The organism is Microbacterium sp. Leaf320 (assembly GCF_001423485.1).
GTDB lineage: Bacteria > Actinomycetota > Actinomycetes > Actinomycetales > Microbacteriaceae > Microbacterium.
The window spans coordinates 299138-321569 of record NZ_LMOD01000001.1 but is presented as its reverse complement, the minus strand read 5'-3'; the positions used below and the strand labels follow the sequence as shown (position 1 = coordinate 321569).

The window sequence follows — 22432 nt, the reverse complement described above, 5'->3', positions numbered from 1 at the left end:
TCAGGCGATTCCGGGCACGCCGCTGAGCAGCAGGATGACCAGGCCGCTCGTCACGACGAACGCACCGATCATCCACCAGGAGCTGAGTTCGTGCCCCTCATCGAGGCGCTTGCGGAAGAGCACGTCTGCGCGGCGAGCCGGGTCCGCGACAGCAGGCGCCTTCGCCACCGGCACAGCCGGCGTGCCGGATGCGATCGGCGTACCCGCCTCGTCGACCTTGACACGCATGATGCGGCCCGTGCTCGTCGTGACGATCTTCGTCGGTGCGGCTTTGGAGCCACTCGTGTGCTGCGTTGTCATCGGTCTGCCCTCCTGTGCCTGCGGTGCCTGGCGGCTCCGTCGACGGCGACAAATCCAGTGACAATTGTGACACGGCGACGCTCGAATGCCGGGCCCCGCACTCCGCAGAGCGGTACCGGGTCGGTAACGATGGCCCGCAGTCGCTCAACCGACCGGCGTCAGAGCCACTTCGAGACCAGGTGCTCCGAGGCGATCCTGCGCAGTGTGCCCGAGGCACCGCGCAGCACGACGCTCTCGGTATAGATGTAGCCGCCCTCACGACGCACGCCGGCGACGAGCTGCCCGTCCGTGACGCCGGTCGCGACGAAGATCGTGTTGTCCCCTCGCACCAGGTCGTCGGCCTCGTAGACCTTGTCCATGTCGAGCCCCGCATCGATACCGCGCTGGCGCTCGTCGTCGTCGCGCGGCCAGAGGCGCCCCTGAATGTGACCGCCGAGCGCCTTGATGGCACAGGCCGTGACGATGCCCTCCGGGCTGCCTCCGACGCCGACACACATGTCGGTGCGTGCGGCGTGACGCGCGGCGTTGATGCCGCCGGCGACGTCGCCGTCGCTCATCAGACGCGTCCCTGCTCCGGCATCCCGGATCTCCTGGATCAGCTTCTCGTGACGAGGCCGATTGAGCACCGAGACGACGATCTCGTCGACGGGCTTGCCGAGTGCACCGGCGAGCTTGCGGATGTTCTCACCGATCGGAAGGCGGATGTCGACCACTCCGACGCCCGCGGGTCCGGTCACGAGCTTGTCCATGTAGAACACGCTGGAGGCGTCGAGCATCGATCCGCGGTCGGAGACGGCGATCACGGAGAGAGCGTTCTGGCGACCCGCCGCGGTGAGCGAGGTGCCGTCGATCGGGTCCACGGCGATGTCGCACTGCGGCCCGGTGCCGGTGCCTACCTCTTCACCGTTGAACAGCATCGGCGCGTTGTCCTTCTCGCCTTCACCGATCACGACACGCCCCTGGAACGCGACGGTGCCGAGGAACGCGCGCATCGCATCGACCGCGGCGCCGTCCGCCGCTTCCTTCGCACCCCGACCGATGAACGGCACGGCGCGGATCGCGGCTGCCTCAGTGGCCCGCACCAGCTCCATCGCGAGGTTTCGATCGGGACGAAGGGGGCTGAGATCCGCTGTAAGACTAACCATGCGGTCAGCCTAGCCATCGAGACGCTGTCAATCGGGGTGTTTTCGTGCAGCAGAGGCCGAAGGAAATGCGATTCTTAACGTGAGCGCAGGAGCGGGATGCTCACCGCGCCTCGCCGCCGGAAACCGAGAGCCAGCCCCGATAGAGTGACTGCTGTCCCGGCTTCCCAAAATCGCAGGAGTTCTCATGCCCGTCGCCACCCCGGATCAGTACGCCGAAATGCTCGACCGCGCGAAGGCCGGCGGCTTCGCGTACCCCGCATTCAACGTCTCGAGCTCGCAGACGATCAACTCGGTCCTCCAGGGCCTGACCGAGGCAGGTTCCGACGGAATCATCCAGGTCACCACCGGTGGCGCGGACTACTTCGCCGGCCACACCGTCAAGGCACGCGCGACCGGCGCACTCGCCTTCGCACGCTTCGCGACCGAGGTCGCCAAGAACTACCCGATCACCGTCGCGCTGCACACCGACCACTGCCCGAAGGACGCCCTCGGCGGCTTCGTCGAGCCGCTGATCGCAGCCTCTGAAGAAGAGGTCAAGGCCGGACGCAACCCGATCTTCCAGTCGCACATGTGGGACGGCTCGGCTGTGCCCCTCGCAGAGAACATCGAGATCGCTCAGGATCTCCTCCCCCGCATGAAGAACATCAACGCCATCCTCGAGGTCGAGATCGGCGTCGTCGGCGGCGAAGAGGACGGCGTCGCACACGAGGGATCCAACGATGCCCTCTACACGACCTTCGCCGACGTCGACCAGGCCGTCCAGGCGCTCGGCCTCGGCGAGCAGGGTCGCTACATCGCCGCGCTCACGTTCGGCAACGTGCACGGTGTCTACAAGCCCGGTGGCGTCAAGCTGCGCCCTGAGCTCCTGGGCGAGATCCAGCAGCAGGTCGCCGCGAAGTACAACACGGGCGCGAAGCCGCTCGACCTCGTCTTCCACGGCGGCTCCGGCTCGACCGACGAAGAGATCGCCCTCGCGGTCGCCAACGGCGTCATCAAGATGAACATCGACACCGACACGCAGTACGCGTACACCCGTGCGATCGCCGACTACATGTTCAAGAACTACGACGGCGTCCTCAAGGTCGACGGCGAGGTCGGAAACAAGAAGCAGTACGACCCGCGCGCCTGGGGCAAGATCGCGGAGACGGCGATGGCCGCCCGCGTCGTCGAGTCGACGCGTCAGCTCGGCTCGTACGGACAGTCGAAGAGCTGACTCAGCCCTGACCGAGAGATGCCCCCGACCACTGAGATCGGGGGCATCTCTGTGTCTCAGCCGCTTACTGGCTGGCGGTCTTGGCGACGAAGTCGATGAAAGCCGGGTCGTTCATCAGCGGGATGGCGGCGCAGATCGATGCCGCAAGAAGCGTCACAGCGGCTCCTGCGAGCGGTACCCACCACGAGGCCTTGCCGCTGCGGAGCCGACGGATCGAGAAGTACGCGGTGAGCGACCACCCCGCGGCGAGGACGATCGCGGCGACCGTTCCCCAGACCTTGCCCTGAGCGAAGTTCGTGAACTCGCCATCGACCCCCAGAACGCTCATCATCTGGTTCATCGCGGTGGGGAAGTCGAGGTACGACATCCCGGTCACCACGACGTTGACGAGACCGTAGGCGAGCAACGCAATCGTGATGAATCTGTCGACCGGACGCGGCCGGGCGGGCGCTGCGCCCGCGGGCACCACCTCAGGGGCCGGCGCGGCGGCGAGTGCAGGGGGCATCTCGTCGAGCGGCGGCAGGCCTGCTGCCTTGCGCTGCTCTTCGAGGGTCGCGATTTCGCCGTACTGAGGCCGCTGGTCGGTCATGCCGCCATGCTATCCGCACCGTCTCTGCGCGGCTCTCAGACTGAGCCGCCCGAACATGATGGCGGCCCCGGAGAAGTGGGGACTCCTCGGGGCCGCGGATTCGGAACGCTGGGGACGTTCGTCATCCAAGTGGGTCGAGGAACGCTGGGGACGTTCCACCACCAGTAGTGCCGTTTGCACATGCGACTACATCTCACATGTTAGGAAAGCGCGTGCCGACCCGCTAGCGGCATTTCTTCAGATAGTGAACCGGCCGGCACGCATCGTCACATAGCCGTCCGGTGACCCGGCTCGCCATCCGTCAGCACATCCGCGCCCAGCTGCAGCGACAACCGCGACGCGCTCTGCTTGAGCTTCGAGACGAGACCCCGGTCGACGTGTGCACGGTCAGCGGGGAGGGAGATCGCCAACGACGCCACGAAGTTCGGAGCGATCACGGGAACGGCGACACACATGTTGCCTATCGCGTACTCCTCACGGTCGAGGGCGAAGCCCGGTGACCGCTCCAGCTCGGCCAGGAGTGCGCTCCGGTCGCTGATGGTGCGCGGTGTGAGCTCCTCCAGGCGATGGCGTGACAGATAGTCGAGACGCTCACCACAGGTGAGGTCGGTGAGGATCTGCTTGCCGAGCGCCGTCGCGTGCGCACTCGATTCGAGGGCCACCGACAGGTCGATCCGCGGAGTCCGTGCCGCATCGACGATGTCGACGAGGCGCATCTCGCCATCGTGGTACCGAGACAGATAGGCCGTCTCTCCCACTGCTTCCGTGACCTCGCGCAGCGCGGATCGCACTCGCGCGAGGAGCACTCCGCCGGCATCCGGAGCCGCCCGGAACACCGGGAAGCTGGCGCCCAGAACGAGACCGTCCGGCTCGTTGGCCAGGTATCCCTCGTGGATCAGCGTGCGAACGAGGTTGTAAGTGGTGCCGAGTGTGAGACCCGTGAGTGCTGCAAGCCCCTTGACGGACACGGGGCGGGCCGAGTTCGCCACGATATCGACCAGGCGCAGAGCGCGCTGGACCGATCCGATGAGCGTCGGCGCAGCCTCCGTGGTCGGCATCGTCAGGCGTTTCCGCCGGAGGCGCGGCCCCCCAGCGCACGATCATCGCGCTGACCCGAGGCATCGTGTCGGAGCTCCTTCGGCAGCGAGAACATGAGGTCCTCCTCTGCCGTCTTGACCTCTTCGACGTCGCGGTAGCCCGCACCGTCGAGGGCCTCGAGCACCTCTCGCACGAGCACCTCGGGAACGGACGCTCCGCTGGTGACGCCGACGGTGGCGACGCCGTCGAGCCACTCCTGCTTGACCTCTTCGGCGTAGTCCACGCGGTAGGCGGCCTTCGCGCCGTACTCCAGGGCGACCTCGACCAGGCGCACGGAGTTCGAGGAGTTCGACGAACCGACGACGATCACGAGGTCGGCGTTCGCCGCGACCTTCTTGATCGCCACCTGACGGTTCTGGGTCGCGTAGCAGATGTCGTCCGACGGAGGATTGTGCATCTCCGGGAAGCGCGTCCGCAGGCGGTTGACCGTCTCCATGGTCTCGTCGACAGAGAGAGTGGTCTGCGAGAGCCAGACGACCTTCGACGGGTCCTTCACCTGCACGGTGTCGGCCTCAGCGGGAGAGTTGACGATGGTCACGTGATCGGGCGCCTCACCGGCGGTGCCCTCGACCTCTTCGTGCCCCTCGTGGCCGATCAGCAGGATCTCGAAGTCATCCCGAGCGAAGCGGACGGCCTCGCGGTGAACCTTGGTGACGAGCGGGCAGGTCGCATCGATCGCGTGCAGGCCGCGATCAGAGGCGGCCTCCACGACAGCGGGCGAGACACCGTGTGCGCTGAAGACGACGTGAGCGCCCTCAGGCACCTCGTCGACCTCCTCGACGAAGACCGCGCCCTTCTCTTCGAGTTCGGACACCACGTGGATGTTGTGCACGATCTGCTTGCGCACGTAGACGGGTGCGCCGTAGCGCTCGAGCGCCTTCTCGACCGCGACGACCGCGCGGTCGACGCCGGCGCAATATCCGCGCGGAGCGGCGAGCAGAACGCGCTTGTTCCCGGCCACCGGGTTATCCTGAAGCCGCCCGGCCGCCCCACGTACTCGTGGGATGCGCGGCAGAGGCAGATGAACGGCAGTCGAGGTCACACTGGAATTCTACCGCCGAGAACCTGAGCAGGAGCGGGAAGGTGCACTGAGCGGATGACGGTCTTCGAAGCCTCGACGCGTCCGGGCGAGACTCCCCCGGCCGATGCGGTCGCTCCGCGCGATTCTTCCGCGGATGCCCCGACCTCCGTCGCCCGTCTGAACGGCACGATCCGAGATTTCATCGCCCGGTGGAACACCGTCTGGGTCGAGGGAGAGATCACCTCCTGGAACGTCCGCGGCGGCAACATCTTCGCCCGATTGAAGGACACCCGCTCGGACGCCCAGATCTCGATCCGGGTGTGGTCGAGCGTCCGCCCCCGCATCCCCGGCGATCTGGCCGTGGGTGACCACGTCGTCGCAGCCGTCAAAGCCGACTACTTCGTCAAGGCCGGCGACTTCAGCTTCACCGTCTCGGCGATGAAGCACGTCGGGCTCGGCGATCAGCTCGAGCGACTCGAGAAGCTCCGACTGCAGCTGCGCCAGGAGGGATTGTTCGACTCCTCCCGCAAGAAGCGCCTCCCGTTCCTCCCGCACGTGATCGGTCTGATCACGGGCGAGCGCTCCGATGCCGAGAAGGACGTGCACCGCAACGCGGAGCTGCGCTGGCCGCAGGTCCGCTTCCGCACCGAGTACGCCGCCGTCCAGGGCGACCGATGCGTGCCCGACACTCTTGCCGCCCTCGCCCGACTCGACGCCGACCCCGATGTCGATGTGATCGTCATCGCCCGCGGCGGCGGAGACCCGCAGACCCTCCTCGGATTCAGCGATGAGCGACTCATCCGCGCCGTGGCCGCAGCATCCACCCCTGTCGTGAGCGCGATCGGACACGAGAACGACCGCCCACTCCTCGACGACGTCGCAGACCTCCGCGCCTCGACTCCGACCGACGCGGCGAAGCGCGTCGTTCCCGATGTCAGCGAGCAACGCGCGCTGATCGCCCAATTGCGGTCTCGCGCGACCTCACGCCTCACGCAGAGGCTGTCTCACGACATCGCCCAGCTCGAGCAGCTGCGCTCCCGCCCCGCGCTGCGCTCACCCGACCCCATCATCGACTCGCGCTCGCACGAGGTGTGGTTGCTGCTGTCGCGCGGACGCGACACGATCACGCGCCAGCACGATGCGGCAGGGCGGGCGACCAGCGAGCTGCGCGCGTCACTTCGCGCGCTCTCCCCCGCCGCCACGCTCGCGCGCGGCTATGCGATCGCCCACCTCGAAGGCGGCGTGATCCTTCGCGATGCGGCGGATGCACCGGCCGGCAGCGCTCTGACGATCACCGTCGACCGAGGGTCGGTCGCGGCGCGTTCCGAAGGAGAGATCGCCGAAGGACCGGCGCCTCGCTCCGGATGAGCACAGCCTGCGCACCGCGTAGGATGGAGGCGTGAGTGCGCTGAACGACACCCCTGTGGACACGCTGTCGTTCGAGGCCGCTCGCGACGAGCTCGTGAAGGTCGTCTCCGAGCTGGAACAGGGTGCTCCGACCCTCGAGCAGTCGCTCGCCCTCTGGGAGCGCGGCGAGGCTCTCGCCGCCCGATGCGAGGAGTGGCTGCTCGGCGCGAAGCGTCGCCTCGAGGCCGCCCGCGCCGCCGCCGACGCCCCCGACGAGGACGAGTCGTGAACAAGCCCGCACCCATCGTCGCAGAACTCGGCCGCCCCGAGACCCCCGCTGAGACGGCGGCCCGCAAGGCTGCATCGAGCAAGGCTTACCGCTCGAGCCAGACGGTGCGCAGCCTGATCGCCGCTCTGATCGCCACCCTGGCCATCGTCGCGGTGATCGTGTTCGCCGTGCCCCGCGGCGAACCAGCGACGAGCACCACCATCGACATGGTCGGCATCGCCGCCGACGTGGAGTCCACCGTCGACAGCCCGGTGATCGTTCCCGATCTCGACGACTTCTGGCGCGTGAACGAGGCCGGCCTCACGAGCGGCGCGACCGCGGTATGGGATGTGACGCTCGCCCCGTCTGCCGAGAACGAGCGCGGCTTCGTCAAGCTCGCGCAAGCCTTCGGCGCGGATTCATCGTGGGCTCCGCAGCGCCTGAACGGAACCGCGCCCACGGACACGACGTCGATCGGCGGCCTCGAGTGGGATGTCTATGAGCCCGGCGATGCCGGTGCGAAGCAGAACATCACCTACGCGATCGGCACCCAGGCGGGTGACGACTACCTTCTGCTCTACGGCTCGCGTTCGGCCGATTCCACGGCTGAGCTCGCCGAATCCCTCGTCCCGCAGATCCGCGACCTCTCGGAGTAGCCCTCATGACAGATACGCTCACGCCCGCCGCCGCCTGGAAGCAGATGCAGGAGGGCAACCAGCGATTCGTCGATGACGCCCCTCGGCACCCGAACCAGGACGTCGCGCGACGCAAGCACCTGGCGGCCGCGCAGCATCCGGTCGCGACGCTGTTCGGATGCTCGGACTCGCGCCTCGCGGCGGAGATCATCTTCGATCTCGGCCTCGGTGACCTCTTCGTCGTCCGCAACGCCGGTCAGGTGATCGGCGAGTCGATCGTCGCCAGCCTCGAGTATGCGGTCGCCGTGCTGAACGTGCCCCTGATCGTCGTCCTCGCGCACGACTCGTGCGGTGCCGTGCGCGCCGCCATCGACGGGACCGCGATCGACGCCGCTCCCCTGCCTCCGCACATCTGGAAGCTCATCGCGCCGATCGTCCCCGCCGCCCGCAAGGTGCTCGTCGAGAACGGCGGAACCACCGTCGACGAGATCGACGCCGACCTCGTCGGCCAGGAGCACCTGCGCAACACCGTCAGCGATCTGCTGCAGTCGTCCGAAGTGATCTCCCACGCGGTCGCCGAAGGCCGCCTGGGCATCGTCGGCGCCAACTACCGTCTGGCCGAGGGCACCGCGGTGCCCGTCATCACGGTCGGAATCGACACAGACGGAATCGACACCGAGGGGCACGGCCCCGCAACCAAGGAGGGTTCGGAATGACCGACACCGACCAGCTCAGCGGCGAGAACTCGCAGGGCTACCGCATCGAGCACGACACCATGGGCGAAGTGCGGGTTCCCGTGAACGCGCTCTACGGCGCTCAGACGCAGCGCGCCGTAGAGAACTTCCCGATCTCGGGCAAGGGCCTCGAGTCGACGCAGATCGCCGCTCTCGCGCGCATCAAGAAGGCAGCAGCGCTCGCGAACAAGGAGCTGGGAACCCTCGACGGCGCCATCGCCGACGCGATCGCCCAGGCCGCCGATCAGGTCGCCTCGGGCGCACACGACGGCGAGTTCCCGGTCGACACGTATCAGACGGGCTCAGGCACGTCGTCGAACATGAACATGAACGAGGTCCTCGCGACTCTCGCAACGCGCATCCTCGGTGCGAACGTGCACCCGAACGACCACGTGAACGCTTCGCAGTCGTCGAACGACGTCTTCCCGACCTCCGTGCACATCGCCGTGACGCAGGCCCTGATCGACACCCTGATCCCGGCGCTCGACCACCTCGCCGTCGCCCTCGAGGCGAAGGCGGAGCTGTGGAAGGACGCGGTGAAGTCTGGACGCACCCACCTCATGGATGCGACCCCGGTCACCCTCGGCCAGGAGTTCGGCGGCTACGCACGTCAGATCCGCCTCGGCATCGAGCGCGTGCAGTCGGCGCTCCCCCGCGTCTCCGAGGTCCCCCTCGGTGGAACGGCCACCGGCACCGGGATCAACACGCCGCTCGGCTTCCCGCAGAAGGTCATCGCGCTGCTCGCGGCCGAGACCGAGCTGCCGATCACCGAGGCGAAGGACCACTTCGAGGCGCAGGCCAACCGCGATGGCCTCGTCGAGGCATCGGGTGCGCTGCGCACCATCGCCGTCTCGCTGACCAAGATCAACAACGACCTCCGCTGGATGGGTTCCGGCCCCAACACCGGTCTCGGCGAGCTGCACATCCCCGACCTGCAGCCCGGATCCTCGATCATGCCCGGCAAGGTCAACCCGGTCGTCCCCGAGGCCGTGCTCATGGTCTGCGCGCGCGTGATCGGCAACGACGCGACCGTCGCCTGGGCCGGTGCCTCCGGTTCGTTCGAGCTCAACGTCGCAATCCCGGTCATGGGCACCGCACTGCTCGAGTCGATCCGCCTGCTCGCGAACGCCTCACGCGTGCTCGCCGACAAGACCGTCGATGGCCTGCAGGCCAATCTCGAGCGCGCTGCCGCATTCGCCGGTATGAGCCCGTCGATCGTCACCCCGCTGAACAAGCTCATCGGATACGAGGCTGCGGCGAAGATCGCCAAGCACGCCGTCGCGAAGGGCATCACGGTGCGCGACGCGGTCATCGACCTCGGATACGTCGAGCGCGGCGACCTGACACTCGCGCAGCTCGACGAGAAGCTCGACCTGCTGTCGATGACCCACCCGGGTTGATCGTCAGGCACTGACACACGGATGCCGCAGAGACTCGGTCCCTGCGGCATCCGTCGTCTTCGGGCTCTCAGCAGCAGCGCGCCCCGGGATCGGCGTCCTGCTGGGCGTAGTGCGCTCGCCAGAACTCGCGCTCCGTGAGGGGCTCCCGGTCCGGATGCCGCTCGCGCTCATGGGTGACGTACGCCGTATACCTCGATTGCCCGGTCACCCCGTTCACATACCAGGCGACCGCTCGCCAGACCCGCCGAACATGATCGGTCACCGCGGCGGCCATCAGTGCCCCCTTGTCGGTTGAGCGGATGCAGGCAGAGCAGCCCATTGCTTCTCGACGGCGCGCTCTTCCGACGACGCGATGAGACCGGCCGGCGCGAAGCGGCGCGACGGCACCTCAGGATCCTCGTGATCGACGACAGGGCCGGGGCGCACGGCCCGGATCACCTTGATGAGCGAGATCGTGATGACGATCACCGAGAGCACCAGGAAGGTCACCGACAGCACCCCCTGGATCATGGTGTTGCGCACGACCGCCTCCATGGCTGCGACGCTCGTTGCGGTTCCGAACGAGGTCTCCCCCGCCGCGAGCGCGTCGCGGAACGCGACGTGATTCGCGAAGTAACCCACCTGGGGCACGGTCGAGAAGATCTTCTGCAACGAGGCTGTGACGGTGACGACGGTCACGAAAGCCAGAGGCAGCGCGACGACCCACAGGACCTTGAAGGTGCGCCTGCGGGCCACGATCACCAGGACCACGGCGAGCGCGATCGCTGCGAGCAGTTGATTCGCGATGCCGAAGAGCGGGAACAGGGTGTTGATGCCTCCGAGGGGATCTGTCACCCCCATGATCAGCACCGCGCCCCATCCCGCGACCATCACCGCGGTGCAGATCCACGCCCCCACTCGCCACGATGTGTCCTTGAAACGAGGGATGACGTTGCCCACAGAGTCCTGCAGCATGAAGCGCGCGACGCGGGTGCCCGCATCCACCGCCGTCAGGATGAACAGCGCCTCGAACATGATGGCGAAGTGATACCAGAACGCCATCATCCCGGTGCCGCCGATCCACTGCTGCATGATGTTCGCGAGGCCAAGAGCGAGTGTCGGCGCGCCACCCGTGCGTGAGACGATCGATTCCTCACCCACCGCCTCCGCCGTGCTCGTGAGCATCTCGGGCGTCAGGTTCACCCCGGTCAAGCCGAGGCTGTTGACGAACTGCACAGCGCCCTCCACCGTGCCGAGAGTGGCCGCCGGAGACGAGTTCATCGCGAAGTACAGACCGCGGTCGATCGAGATGGCTGCGACCAGAGCCATGATCGCCACGAAAGACTCCATGAGCATGCCGCCATAGCCGATGAAGCGGGTCTGCTTCTCCTTCTCGATCATCTTCGGCGTCGTGCCCGACGCGATGAGTGCGTGGAAGCCGCTCAGCGCTCCACAGGCGATCGTGACGAAGAGGAACGGGAACAGCGCTCCCGCCCAGACGGGCCCGGTCTCACCTGCGGCGAACTCGCTGAACGCCGGAACGGTGATCTCAGGACGCACGAACAGGATCGCGACGGCGAGCGCGACGATCACACCGATCTTCATGAAGGTCGACAGGTAGTCACGTGGAGCCAGCAGCATCCATACCGGCAGCACCGCGGCGATGAAGCCGTAGACGATGATCCCCCATGCGATCGTCGTGCGGTCGAGCGTGAAGATCGCCTGACCCCAGTCGGTCTCCGCGACCATGCCGCCGCCGATGATGGCGGCCATCAGCAGCACGAATCCGATGAGCGACACCTCGGTGATCTTGCCGGGGCGGATCCACCGGAGGTACGCACCCATGAAGAGGGCGATCGGGATCGTCATCGCCACGGAGAAGACGCCCCAAGGACTCTCGCCGAGGGCGTTCACGACCACGAGCGCGAGGATCGCCGTGATGATGATCATGATGAGGAGCGTCGCGATGATGGCCGCCGTGCCGCCGAACCGGCCGAGCTCGTCACGCGCCATCTGCCCCAGCGACCGTCCGCCTCGTCGCATCGAGAAGAACATCACGAGGTAGTCCTGCACGGCACCGGCCAGAACGACACCCACGATGATCCAGATGGTGCCGGGCAGGTAGCCCATCTGCGCAGCCAGCACAGGTCCTACGAGGGGGCCGGCTCCGGCGATGGCGGCGAAGTGATGGCCGAACAGCACCCGGCGGTCGGTGGCGACGTAGTCCTTGCCGTCGGCCTTGTACTCGGCCGGGGTCGCCCGCCGATCGTTCGGCTTCACGAGGTTCCGCTCGATGAACTTCGAATAGAAGCGGTAGAAGACGAGGTACGCGCACACGGCGGCGAAGACGAACCAGATCGCGTTCACCGTCTCCCCCCGGACGATTGCGAGCATCGTCCAGGCGATGCCGCCCAGCAAGGCTATCGCCGCCCACAGCACGATCTTGAGCGGCGTCCACCGAGGTCTCTCATCCACTGCCACCGGTGGCAGCTCGGCGCCTTCGACCGTCTTCGTTGCATCACTCATCGCGCATCACTCCATCGTCTGCGGTTGATGCGTCGAGCCTAATCCCGGCTCCGACGTGAGGGAATGCGGATCGCCGTGGCAGGTAGCGGACATACGGAAGCGGATGCCGCGAACCCACGGCATCCGCTTCCGGGCGAGCTCAGCTGAGTTCGCCACCCTCCAGAAGTTCGGTGACGAGGGCGGCGATCGCAGAGCGCTCCGACCGCATCAGCGTCACGTGCGCGAACAGGTCGTGTCCCTTGAGCGTCTCGATCACACTGGCGATGCCATCGTGGCGGCCGACGCGCAGGTTGTCACGCTGGCCCACGTCGTGCGTGAGCACGACCCGGGAGTTCTGTCCCATCCGACTGAGGACCGTGAGCAGTACGTTGCGTTCGAGCGACTGCGCCTCGTCGACGATCACGAACGCGTCGTGGAGCGACCGGCCACGGATGTGCGTCAGCGGCAGCACTTCGAGGATGCCCCGTTCGACGACCTCTTCCATGACGTTGCCCGAGACCACAGAGCCGAGGGTGTCGAAGACGGCCTGGCCCCAGGGCCCCATCTTCTCGCCCTGGTCTCCGGGAAGGTACCCGAGCTCCTGGCCGCCGACCGCGAACAGCGGGCGGAAGACGATGATCTTCTTCTGCTGCTGCCGTTCGAGCACCGCCTCGAGTCCGGCGCACAGCGCGAGCGCCGACTTGCCGGTGCCCGCTCGTCCGCCGAGAGAGACGATGCCCACGTCGGGGTCGGTCAGCAGATCGATCGCGATGCGCTGCTCGGCCGAGCGGCCGTGCATACCGAAGATGTCGCGATCGCCTCGTACGAGCTTGTACTCGCCGTCGCCCGTCATCCGACCGAGGGCGGAGCCGCGCTCGGAGTGGATGATGAGGCCGGTGTTCACCGGAAGTCCCCTGGCGTCCTCGCTGATGCCGACCTCGCTCTCATAGAGGTCGCTGATCTCGTCGCCCGAGAGGTTCAAGGTCGTGATACCGGTCCAGCCGGAGTCGACCGCCTGCTCGGCCAGGTACTCCTCGGCACGGAGACCGAGGGACGCCGCCTTCACGCGCATCGGGAGGTCTTTCGAGACGATCGTGACGTCTTGCCCGTCCTGCGCCAGATGCATGGCGACCGAGAGGATGCGAGTGTCGTTGTCGCTGAGCCGGATTCCTGCCGGAAGCACGGAGGCGTCGGTGTTGGCGAGCTCGACGCGAAGAGTGCCGCCCTCTCCGACCTCGACCGGGAAGTCCAGTCGACCGTGCTCGACGCGCAGGTCGTCGAGATGACGCAGCGCCTGCCGGGCGAAGTAGCCGATCTCCGGGTCGTGGCGCTTGCCCTCGAGCTCGGTGATGACGACCACCGGAAGCACGACCGAATGCTCGGCGAACCGGAAGAACGCCTGCGGATCGCTCAGCAGGACGGACGTGTCGAGCACGTAGGTCCGGAGATCCTGATCAGGATCAGCGGACGCCGCTCGCGTCGTCGTCTTACGGGTGGACTGCTGCGCGGTGCTTGCGGACTGCTGCGCTGTACGTGAGGTCACGACCCACTCCCGACCCGGGGAGAATCCCGGTTTTTCGAACGAGTCGACCAGGGGGTCACGAGTCGTCAACCTGAGGCCGACCCGACGGGCACCTTGCCCGATGCCTAGAAGCTACGACCAGGTGCCGACATTAACGCGACTCGACACGCCATCACTTCGTTACGTGTTGATTAACGGGTGGTGCCGTGTCCCTGAAGCGCCTCGTCGAGCATCGCCAGCGTGGCGGCATCCGTGCCTGCGTGGGGCGCCACCCGGATCGATGTGCCGCGCGCGGTGACCACGAGCCCCGCGTTCGCCAGCGCTGCGGCGAGATGTGCGGGCTCGGCGGGCAGCAGCGACACGATGCCGGCACGATGCTCGCGCGCGCGGGGGGAGATCACCGGGATCCCGTGCCGGTCGGCGATCTCGAGCACCTCGTCGACCTGCTCGGCGAGACGTGCCTCGATCGTCGCGACGCCGGCGTCGCGCATGTCGCGAAGGCCGATCGCGAGCCGACCTGCGGCGAGCGTGTCGGGGCCGCTGACCGTGTAGGCCTGTGCCGTCGGTGCCGGAGCCGGGAGCTCGTCGACCGGAAGCCCTGCGGACGATGAGCCGGTGATGCCGCTGAGCAGCGGCGCGATCCTCTCCCGCGCGCGGGGCGAGAACCACGCGAAACCGCTGCCGCGCCCGGCGCGGAGCCACTTGTATCCGTGGCCGACCACGACATCGGCTGCGGAGTAGTCGACGTCCAGCACACCGAAGGACTGCACGGCGTCGACGATCAGCAGACGGTCGGGACCGATCAGCTCTCGCAGCGCCGCGAGGTCGGCGCGATAGCCGGTGCGGAAATCCACGTGGCTCAGCACCAGAGCGGAGACACCCGCGTCGAGCGCGTCGGCGACGGCATCCGGCGTGATGCGTCCGTCGGCCGGCGTGAGCCAACGCGGGTCGAGCGATCCGTGCGATGCCGCGGCAGCACGCTCGAGGGTGAGGCTGACGCTCGGGAACTCGGCGCCACCCGCGATGACCGATCCGCTCAACCCGTACAGGGCGTGCATCAGGCCGTGAGTCGAGGACGGCTGGAGAGTGACATCAGCGGGATCCGCCCCGAGCATCTCCGCGACGAGATCCTGTGCCTGTCCGACCCGTTCTGCAACGAGCGCGAGGGACGAGGGACGACCGCTCGCGAGCAGATCCGCGTCGGCGAACACCTCCTCGCGGACGGAAGGAGACAGCGGCCCGAAGGCAGCCCAGTTCAGATATCCCGGCTCACCCTCGAAAGAAGCGAGGTAGGCGTCGAAAGCACTCACCGACCAATTCTGGCACGGCGGTGCAGAGGCCTCGGATCAGCGCCCGAAACGCCGATCGCGATCGGCGAAGTCGCGGATCGCTCGCAGGAAGTCGACCTGCCTGAGATCCGGACCGAGAGCCTCGACGAAGTAGAACTCGCTGTGGGCGCTCTGCCAGAGCAGGAAATCGCTCAGGCGCTGCTCACCGCTCGTGCGGATGACGAGATCCGGATCAGGCTGCCCGCCCGTGTAGAGGTGCTCGCCGATCATCTCGGGCGTGAGGTGCGCGGCGAGATCCTCGATCGTTCCGCCCGAGGCCTGGTGCGACGTGACGATGCTGCGCACCGCGTCGACGATCTCGTTGCGTCCGCCGTAGCCGACCGCGAGATTCACATGGAGCCCCGTGTGATCGCGCGTGCGCTCCTGCGCGTCGTCGAGCACCCTGGCGAGCTCCGGCGGCAGAATGTCGGATCGCCCGACGTGCTTGACGCGCCAGTTCGGCTCCTGCGACAGCGCCTCAGCGAGCTCCGCGATGATCTCGATGAGGTCTGCCAGTTCTGCGGAGTCGCGTTTGAGCAGATTGTCGCTGGAGAGCAGATACAGCGAGACGACGCGCACGCCGAGCTCGTCGCACCATCCGAGGAACTCCCGCATCTTGGCGGCACCTGCTCGGTGTCCCTCTGCCGGGGTCTCGTATCCGAGCTGTCGGGCCCATCGCCGATTCCCGTCGATCATCATCGCGACATGGTGCGGAACGGACGCCGGGTCGAGGTGGCGGCGCAGCCTGCTGGTGTAGAGCCGGTACAGCGGCCCCCGCCCCTGACCATCACGTGACATCACCTCCCTACGCTATCGTGCCGGGGCCTGAGCGACAGTGGGCTGACGCTCAGGATATGTACGCCTGGTGGAATGGCGGCCCGCATAGAGTGAGGGCGTGAGCACATCCGACTCCTCGGTACCTGACGTCCCCCAGCTGCCCCTCCTGGAGGAGGCGGCGCACGATGCGGCAGTCGAGATCAAGCCCACCTGGCGCGGCTGGATCCACGCGGCCACCTTCCCGATCGCGATCGTCGCCGGTGTGGTGCTCATCATCGTCGCCCAGGGCGGCGCTGCGAAATGGGCGGCGGCGGTCTTCATGGCGACGTCGCTGCTGCTCTTCGGCAACTCCGCGCTCTATCACCGGTTCGACTGGAGTCCGAAGGTCAAAGTCGTCCTCAAGCGGATCGACCATGCGAACATCCTGCTGCTCATCGCCGGCACCTACACGCCGCTGGCCGTGCTCGCCCTGCCGCCCGAGAAGGGTGCACTGCTCCTCGTACTCGTCTGGAGCGGTGCCCTGCTCGGCATCCTCTTCCGGGTGTTCTGGATCAACGCACCGCGCTGGCTCTACGTCGCGCTGTACCTCGTGCTCGGCTGGGCGGCCGTGATGTACATGGCCGATCTGCTCGTCGCGAACGTGGCGATGATGGTGCTCGTCATCGTCGGCGGCCTGCTGTACACCGGCGGGGCGATCGTCTACGCGCTCAAGAAGCCCAACCCGTGGCCCGGCCATTTCGGCTTCCACGAGATCTTCCACGTGTGCACGGTGCTGGCGTTCCTGTGCCACTGGACAGCATGCCTGCTCATCGCTCTGGCGCCGCTGTCGCCGTCACTCGGAGCCTGAGCGGCTCAGTGAGCGATCAGCGCTTCTCGGGGTCGTCGTCGCCCTCGCGGACGATCGGCAGGTCGGCATCCGTCTCGGTCGCCTCATCGGCCTGAAGCGCGGCCTCTTCGGCATCGAGCTCTTCTCTGACCTCTTCCCGGTAGCGGACGCGGCGGATCCGTCGGTTCATGTCGAGGATCAGAAGGATCACGGCGACCAGGATGATCACCACGGCGGCGAAGCCGACGAAGCCGGGCGTGACCAGCTGGGGGTCGACCGTCATCGTGGGCGTCGGCATCGGGGTCTCGGTCAGAGCAAGCACGGAGTCGGCCTTTCATGCGCAGGTCGCATAACCTGGAGTTACCAGCCTAACGACCGGAAGCGCCACGCCGTGACAACCGCAGAACAGCTCGACGACCGATACGGCCGCACCCGCCGGCGACGAGGCCCGTGGATCGTGGTCATCGCGATCGCCGTGCTGCTCGTCGGAGCCTTCGGATGGATGACCGTGACCACGCAGATGAACGCGGTCGACTCCGACGATCTCGGTTTCGATCTGGTCGACGAGCACACCGTGAACGTGCGGTTCCAGATCACAGGAGTGCAGGGCAAGGACGTGGCCTGCATCGTCGAAGCGCTCGACGAGGAGTTCGGCGTCGTGGGGTGGAAGGTCGTCGAGATCCCCGCCGGAGACGCCCATTCCCAGGCTCTGTCGGCCACCGTTCCCACCGTCTCCGCGGCCACGACAGGTTTGGTGAACAGCTGCTGGGTCGCCTAGACTCATCGCAGCAAGACGACGCCCTGGCAACCTGCCGGGGCGTCTTGGCATATCCCCCGCACATCGTCGGCGGGTACCTACCGAAGGAGCTTCGTCATGTCTACTGACGCTCAGGTTCCCTTCCTCACGCAGGAAGCATACGACCGGCTCGTCTCCGAGCTGGACCACCTGTCCACGACGGGACGCGACGAGATCGCCAAGCGCATCGAAGCGGCCCGCGAAGAGGGTGACCTCAAGGAGAACGGCGGCTACCACGCGGCCAAGGACGAGCAGGGCAAGCAGGAGGCGCGCATCCGCACCCTGGAGAACCTGCTCAAGACAGCGAAGGTCGGCGAGGCTCCTGCCAGCCGCGGCATCGTCGAGCCTGGCACCGTCGTCACCGCGGTGGTCGCGGGTGGCGAAGAGGTCTTCCTCCTCGGAAGCCGCGAGATCGCGGCCGGCGGCAGCGACCTCGACGTGTACAGCGAGGCCAGCCCGCTCGGGCAGGCGATCCTCGGTCTCAAGGTCGGTGAGAAATCGTCGTACGAAGCTCCGAACGGTCGCTCCATCGCCGTCGAGATCGTCAACGTCGAGACGTACACCGGCTGACACCGCAGCCCGGGCGATCATGCCCGTCGTACGAAGAGGCCCCGTCCGCTCGGACGGGGCCTCTTCGTATGCTCGGGTGCTCAGTCCGGGACGATCATCGGGTGGAAGCCCGCCCGACGCAGCGTGTCGAGGGTGTGCTCGGAGTGCTCGGCGCCGCGCGTCTCGACGCTGAGTTCGAGGAACACCTCGCTGATCTGCAGCCCGTGGCCATGGCGGGTGTGCATGGCCTCGATCACGTTGGCTCCCGCCTCGGCGATCAGCTCGGAGACGCGCGCGAGCTGACCGGGGCGGTCGGGCAGCGGGATGCGGATCGTCAGGTACCTGCCGGATGCCGCGAGGCCGTGCGCGACCACGCGCTGCAGCAGCAGAGGGTCGATGTTGCCGCCCGACAGCACGGCCATGGTCGTACCCGACGCCGATACCTTGCCCGCAAGGATCGCGGCGACTCCCGCGGCCCCTGCAGGCTCGACGACGACCTTGGCCTGTTCGAGCAGGATCAGGATCGCGCGAGCCAGATCATCGTCGGAGACCGTGACGACCTCGTCGACGAGATCCTTGATGATGTCGAACGGGATCGCACCTGGACGCGCCACGAGGATGCCGTCGGCGATGGTCGGCTTGGTCTCGATGTCGACCGGATGCCCCGCATCGAGCGACGGCGGAATCGCCGCCGCATTCTCGGCCTGGACGCCGATGATGCGAACCGTGCGTCCGAGCTGGGCGGCCCTGGCCTTGACGGCCGCTGCGACCCCCGCGATCAGTCCGCCGCCACCGATCCCGAGCACGATCGTGTCGACCTCGGGCGCGTCGTCGAGCAGCTCGAGCCCGAGAGTTCCCTGACCCACGACGACGTCGCGGTGGTCGAACGGGTGGATGAGCATCGCGCCGGTGCGCTCGGAGAACTCCGACGCGAGGCGGAGCGAGGTCGCCACGGTCTCACCTTCGAGCACGACCTCCGCGCCATACCCCCGGGTGGCGAGCAGCTTCGGCACCGGCACCCCGATGGGCATGAAGATCGTGGCGGGGATGCCGAGGGCCTGGGCCGCCAGCGCGACGCCCTGGGCATGGTTGCCGGCCGACGCCGCGACGACGCCGTGCGAGCGCTCTTCGGCGCTCAGACGGGACAGACGATACGCAGCGCCGCGGATCTTGAACGAACCGGTGCGCTGCAGGTTCTCCATCTTGAGGAGCACGGGTGCGCCGAGAATGTCGGACAGCGCCCGCGACGGAAGCGTCGGTGTGTGCGTGATCACCTCAGCCAGACTCTGAGCAGCGCTCTCGAACTCGGTCAGGCTGGGGACTGCGCTCATCGATTCCTCCGTCTCCGCTCGCGCGGAACTGTACTCCAGATAAGGTCTGCGTCGGGTTGGTCGCCGGTGCGCCACGAGCCGGTGCTGACGGTGACGGCTGCGACGTTGACGAACGCCGCGAGCGGCACAGCGAACAGCGCGCCGGGGATGCCGCCGACCATCGAGCCGCCGGCGACGACCAGCACGACGGCGAGCGGATGCACCTTCACGGCCGACCCCATCAGGATCGGCTGGAGGATGTGGCCCTCGAGCTGCTGCACTCCGAGCACCACGGCCAGCATGGCGAGTGCGATCCAGGGGCCGTTGTAGACGAGCGCGAGCAGCACCGCGATCGCGCCGGTCACGACGGCACCCACGATCGGGATGAACGATCCGAGGAAGACGAGCACCGCCACGGGAATCGCGAGCGGGACGCCGAGGAGTGCAGCACCGACGCCGATGCCGACCGCGTCGATCGCCGCCACGAGCATCTGCGTGCGCGCGTAGTTGACGATCGTGGCGAACCCGTTGCTCGCGGCGGCGTCGGCGGCAGGGCGTGCGGCGCGCGGGAAGAGACGCAGCGTCCACTTCCAGATGCCACGCCCGTCGGCGAGCAGGCAGATGAGGATGAAGAGCGAGAGCACGGCGCCGGTCACGACATGCGCGGCCGTGGTGCCGACAGCGAGGGCGCCGTTGAGCAGCGCCTGAGTCTGCTCGTTGATGATCTGCAGGCCCTGATCGATGTACCCCTGGATCTGCGATTCACTCAGGTGCAGCGGGCCGTCGAGCAGGAACGTGCGGAACTCGTCGACAGCTTGGGAGCTGCGCGCCTGGACATCGGGGAGCTGCGCACGGATCTGCCAGATCACGAGCCACAGCAGCAACGACACGATCGCCAGCGTGCCGATGATCGAGAGGGCGACGGCGAGCCACCGCGGGAAGCGGTGGCGCAGCATCCACTGGAACCCCGGCCAGAGCAGCGCGGTGATCAGGATGCCGACCATGAGCGGGATGACGAGCAGCTTGAGCTCGATCACGAGCCAGATGAAGCCTGCGACGACCGCGGCGATCAGCAGCACCCGCCACGCGTACGCCGCGGTGACACGCAGACCGACGGGCACCGACGCATCGGCGTCGGTGGTCGGAACGCGGTCCGTCGCCACCGGGCGCGGACGGAAGAGATCCCTCAGCCGCGGACGCTGCTCTTCGCTCATCGCCCAAGTCTACGGCGCTGCCGTGGGCGGCATGACGACGGGGTCACGATGTCCGACACCGGCGATACGCTGACGACGTGACCGACACTCTCAGCTCCGCCCAGGCGCGTCGAATCGCGCTGGCCGCTCAGGGGTTCACCCGTGCCCGTCCGCGTTCCGTGTCGGCTCGGCATGTGCATCGCGTGATGGATCGGCTCGGCGTGCTGCAGATCGACTCGGTCAACGTGTTCGCACGCTCGCATTACCTGCCGCTGTTCTCGCGTCTGGGCTCGTACGAGCCCGCGCTGCTCGACCGGGTGTTCCACTCGCGCACGACCCACTACGTCGAGTACATGGCTCACGAGGCGACGTTCATCCCGGTCGAGGACTGGCCGCTCTGGCGGTTCCGCATGGACGACTTCCGCGCGCGCTGGTCGGGGCCGGACTCCTGGATGAGCAACAACTCCCGCACACTGCGCTGGGTGCAGGACGAACTGCGCGATCGTGGCCCCCTGCGTCCCGCCGACCTCAGAGCGGACGCTCCCCGAGAGCGCGGCACCTGGTGGGACTGGGACGACGTGAAGCTCGCGCTGGAGCATCTGTGGCGCACGGGCGACGTGGCCATCAGCGGCCGCAAGGGATTCGAACGCAGCTATGCGCTCGCCGAGCACGTGATTCCCGACGCCGTGCTCTCTCAGCAGATCCCTCGCGACCAGGCGATCCGCGAGCTCACGCGCCGTGCGGCACGGTCCTCCGGAGTCGCCACGCAGTCCGATCTCGCCGACTATCACCGCATCCGCGATCGCGCGGCGGTGTCGCAGTCCATCTCCGACCTCGTCGATGCCGGAGAGCTCCACCCGGTCGCGGTGCGAGGCTGGGAGCGAGCGGGGCGCCCGCTTCCCGCGTGGCGACACCACGAGGCCGTGCTCCCGCGCAAGGTCGACGCTGCGGCCCTGCTGACGCCGTTCGACCCGGTCGTCTGGTTCCGCGACCGGGCGCTGCGCGCGTTCGAGCTCGACTACCGCATCGAGATCTACGTCCCCGCCGAGAAGCGGCGCTACGGCTACTACTCGTTGCCGGTGCTGGTCGGCGACCGGATCGTCGCGAGGGTCGATCTGAAGTCCGACCGTGCGAGTTCGACCCTGCAGGTGCAGTCGGCATGGTGGGAGCCACAGTCGCGGCCCCACGAAGATGCGGAGCGGATCGCTGCCGAGCTGTCGCTCGCCGCGTCGTGGCAGGGGCTCGCCCACGTCTCCGTCTCCGGGTGGGGCACCGCTGCCGAGAGCCTGCACTCCGCCCTCTCCGGCCGTCCGGAGGCCTCCGTCCGCCGCCATGTGCATGCCCGGGAGACGGTGACATGACTCGTCGCCTCACGTGGACGATAGGCGCGGGGGTCGCTACCCTCGTCATCGCCGGGGCGGCAGTGTGGCTGTGGCAGTCGACGAGCGTGCCCCGGCCGGCCCCGGCGTCGCCCGCCGCGACCGTCGCACCCACCGCCGACGCACAGGCTCTCGCGCAGCAGCAGCTCGACGAGCATCTCGAGAGCTGCACGGCGGAAGAGATCACCGGGGGTGCGGTCCCCGAAGGGTGCGGGATCCGGATCCCCTGGGGCACGGAGTTCGCCGCGGTCGCGAGCGTGCGCTTCCGAATCGAGCGGATGCCCGTACTGGAGCTGACCGACGACGGATTCATCGCCGACGGCGGAGTCCTCGTCGCGACGGTGTCGGGCACCGGGCAGGACGGCGCCGCGAGAACCGAGACCTACCGTACCGAATCGTGGAGCGTTCGCGGCAACGTCGCGGCCGACGGAGACCGGGTCGATCTCGACGTCTGGTGACGCACCGCATCCTCCCCGTCCGGGTACGCAGAAGGCCCGATGCGGCGGTGCGCATCGGGC

General features: G+C 67.6%; 24 protein-coding genes. 11 read left to right on the top strand and 13 right to left on the bottom strand.

Going from position 1 to position 22432, the window contains the following annotated elements; translation table 11 throughout:
* Entirely contained in the window at nt 1-300 is a 300-nt protein-coding gene (locus tag ASF63_RS01505; RefSeq protein WP_056508707.1) for a hypothetical protein, read from the bottom strand.
* A 158-nt stretch (nt 301-458) separates the two neighbouring features.
* Nucleotides 459-1445, bottom strand: coding sequence for a class II fructose-bisphosphatase (gene glpX / locus ASF63_RS01500; protein ID WP_056308721.1), 987 nt, complete (start codon nt 1443-1445; stop codon nt 459-461).
* A 184-nt stretch (nt 1446-1629) separates the two neighbouring features.
* Between glpX and fbaA the strand changes: the two genes are divergently transcribed.
* Nucleotides 1630-2658, top strand: a complete 1029-nt coding sequence (gene fbaA, locus ASF63_RS01495; RefSeq protein ID WP_056508705.1) for a class II fructose-bisphosphate aldolase — start codon at nt 1630-1632, stop codon at nt 2656-2658.
* 64 nt (nt 2659-2722) lie between these two features.
* On the opposite strand, the gene ASF63_RS01490 is transcribed toward fbaA, so the two are convergent.
* From ASF63_RS01490 to ASF63_RS01480, 3 genes are all read right to left on the bottom strand, one after another.
* Nucleotides 2723-3247, bottom strand: a complete 525-nt coding sequence (locus ASF63_RS01490) for a DUF6264 family protein (RefSeq protein WP_056508703.1) — start codon at nt 3245-3247, stop codon at nt 2723-2725.
* A 266-nt stretch (nt 3248-3513) separates the two neighbouring features.
* On the bottom strand, nt 3514-4305 hold the full coding sequence (locus ASF63_RS01485; RefSeq protein WP_056508701.1) for an IclR family transcriptional regulator: 792 nt from the start codon (nt 4303-4305) through the stop codon (nt 3514-3516).
* Between the two features lie 2 nt (nt 4306-4307).
* Nucleotides 4308-5351: a 4-hydroxy-3-methylbut-2-enyl diphosphate reductase gene (locus ASF63_RS01480; RefSeq protein WP_200933967.1), complete on the bottom strand. Its 1044-nt coding sequence runs from the start codon at nt 5349-5351 to the stop codon at nt 4308-4310.
* A gap of 90 nt (nt 5352-5441) precedes the next feature.
* Here ASF63_RS01480 and xseA point away from each other — a divergent pair, with 90 nt between their 5' ends.
* From xseA to ASF63_RS01455, 5 genes are read left to right on the top strand one after another with little or no spacing between them, the layout of a single operon-like run.
* On the top strand, nt 5442-6734 hold the full coding sequence (gene xseA / locus ASF63_RS01475) for an exodeoxyribonuclease VII large subunit (protein ID WP_056508697.1): 1293 nt from the start codon (nt 5442-5444) through the stop codon (nt 6732-6734).
* Nucleotides 6735-6765: 31 nt separating this feature from the next.
* Nucleotides 6766-7002, top strand: coding sequence for an exodeoxyribonuclease VII small subunit (locus ASF63_RS01470; protein ID WP_056508695.1), 237 nt, complete (start codon nt 6766-6768; stop codon nt 7000-7002).
* On the top strand, nt 6999-7637 hold the full coding sequence (locus tag ASF63_RS01465) for a DUF4245 family protein (protein ID WP_056508693.1): 639 nt from the start codon (nt 6999-7001) through the stop codon (nt 7635-7637). The genes ASF63_RS01470 and ASF63_RS01465 overlap by 4 nt, the downstream gene beginning before the upstream one ends.
* A gap of 5 nt (nt 7638-7642) precedes the next feature.
* Nucleotides 7643-8332: a carbonic anhydrase gene (locus tag ASF63_RS01460; RefSeq protein ID WP_056508691.1), complete on the top strand. Its 690-nt coding sequence runs from the start codon at nt 7643-7645 to the stop codon at nt 8330-8332.
* Nucleotides 8329-9750 carry a class II fumarate hydratase gene (locus ASF63_RS01455; protein ID WP_056508688.1) on the top strand — a complete coding sequence of 474 codons (1422 nt, stop codon included), beginning with the start codon at nt 8329-8331 and terminating at the stop codon, nt 9748-9750. Before ASF63_RS01460 ends, ASF63_RS01455 begins: the two co-directional genes overlap by 4 nt.
* A 67-nt stretch (nt 9751-9817) precedes the next feature.
* Here the strand turns inward: ASF63_RS01455 and ASF63_RS01450 are convergent, their stop codons facing one another.
* The 5 genes from ASF63_RS01450 to ASF63_RS01430 form a co-directional block, all read right to left on the bottom strand.
* A complete protein-coding gene (locus tag ASF63_RS01450) occupies nt 9818-10024 on the bottom strand; it encodes a YbdD/YjiX family protein (protein ID WP_056508686.1) in 207 nt (68 codons plus the stop codon).
* The gene (locus ASF63_RS01445) at nt 10024-12255 is read right to left on the bottom strand and encodes a carbon starvation CstA family protein (protein WP_056508685.1); all 2232 of its coding nucleotides are present in this window, start codon (nt 12253-12255) and stop codon (nt 10024-10026) included. The genes ASF63_RS01450 and ASF63_RS01445 overlap by 1 nt, the downstream gene beginning before the upstream one ends.
* Nucleotides 12256-12394: 139 nt before the next feature.
* Nucleotides 12395-13777 carry a PhoH family protein gene (locus tag ASF63_RS01440; RefSeq protein ID WP_056508684.1) on the bottom strand — a complete coding sequence of 461 codons (1383 nt, stop codon included), beginning with the start codon at nt 13775-13777 and terminating at the stop codon, nt 12395-12397.
* Nucleotides 13778-13947: 170 nt separating this feature from the next.
* Complete coding sequence (locus ASF63_RS01435) at nt 13948-15066, bottom strand: aminotransferase class V-fold PLP-dependent enzyme (protein ID WP_056508683.1); 1119 nt, start codon at nt 15064-15066, stop codon at nt 13948-13950.
* Nucleotides 15067-15102: 36 nt separating this feature from the next.
* Nucleotides 15103-15882 carry an isoprenyl transferase gene (locus ASF63_RS01430; protein ID WP_056508681.1) on the bottom strand — a complete coding sequence of 260 codons (780 nt, stop codon included), beginning with the start codon at nt 15880-15882 and terminating at the stop codon, nt 15103-15105.
* Between the two features lie 97 nt (nt 15883-15979).
* Here ASF63_RS01430 and trhA point away from each other — a divergent pair, with 97 nt between their 5' ends.
* Nucleotides 15980-16708: a PAQR family membrane homeostasis protein TrhA gene (trhA, locus tag ASF63_RS01425; RefSeq protein ID WP_056508680.1), complete on the top strand. Its 729-nt coding sequence runs from the start codon at nt 15980-15982 to the stop codon at nt 16706-16708.
* A 16-nt stretch (nt 16709-16724) separates the two neighbouring features.
* Here trhA and ASF63_RS01420 read toward each other — a convergent pair whose 3' ends face one another.
* Nucleotides 16725-17009: a hypothetical protein gene (locus ASF63_RS01420; RefSeq protein ID WP_235560660.1), complete on the bottom strand. Its 285-nt coding sequence runs from the start codon at nt 17007-17009 to the stop codon at nt 16725-16727.
* 69 nt (nt 17010-17078) lie between these two features.
* Here ASF63_RS01420 and ASF63_RS01415 point away from each other — a divergent pair, with 69 nt between their 5' ends.
* Together ASF63_RS01415 and greA are read left to right on the top strand one after the other, a co-directional pair.
* Nucleotides 17079-17465, top strand: coding sequence for a DUF4307 domain-containing protein (locus tag ASF63_RS01415; protein WP_056508678.1), 387 nt, complete (start codon nt 17079-17081; stop codon nt 17463-17465).
* A gap of 96 nt (nt 17466-17561) precedes the next feature.
* On the top strand, nt 17562-18053 hold the full coding sequence (gene greA, locus ASF63_RS01410) for a transcription elongation factor GreA (protein ID WP_056508676.1): 492 nt from the start codon (nt 17562-17564) through the stop codon (nt 18051-18053).
* An 80-nt stretch (nt 18054-18133) separates the two neighbouring features.
* On the opposite strand, the gene ilvA is transcribed toward greA, so the two are convergent.
* Both ilvA and ASF63_RS01400 read right to left on the bottom strand, forming a co-directional pair.
* The gene (ilvA, locus tag ASF63_RS01405) at nt 18134-19363 is read right to left on the bottom strand and encodes a threonine ammonia-lyase (protein ID WP_056508675.1); all 1230 of its coding nucleotides are present in this window, start codon (nt 19361-19363) and stop codon (nt 18134-18136) included.
* Complete coding sequence (locus ASF63_RS01400) at nt 19360-20556, bottom strand: AI-2E family transporter (protein WP_056508673.1); 1197 nt, start codon at nt 20554-20556, stop codon at nt 19360-19362. Before ASF63_RS01400 ends, ilvA begins: the two co-directional genes overlap by 4 nt.
* 77 nt (nt 20557-20633) lie before the next feature.
* Here ASF63_RS01400 and ASF63_RS01395 point away from each other — a divergent pair, with 77 nt between their 5' ends.
* Both ASF63_RS01395 and ASF63_RS01390 read left to right on the top strand, forming a co-directional pair.
* Nucleotides 20634-21896 carry a winged helix-turn-helix domain-containing protein gene (locus ASF63_RS01395; RefSeq protein WP_056508671.1) on the top strand — a complete coding sequence of 421 codons (1263 nt, stop codon included), beginning with the start codon at nt 20634-20636 and terminating at the stop codon, nt 21894-21896.
* Nucleotides 21893-22372: a hypothetical protein gene (locus tag ASF63_RS01390; protein WP_056508669.1), complete on the top strand. Its 480-nt coding sequence runs from the start codon at nt 21893-21895 to the stop codon at nt 22370-22372. The genes ASF63_RS01395 and ASF63_RS01390 overlap by 4 nt, the downstream gene beginning before the upstream one ends.
* The last annotated feature ends 60 nt before the right edge of the window (nt 22373-22432 follow it).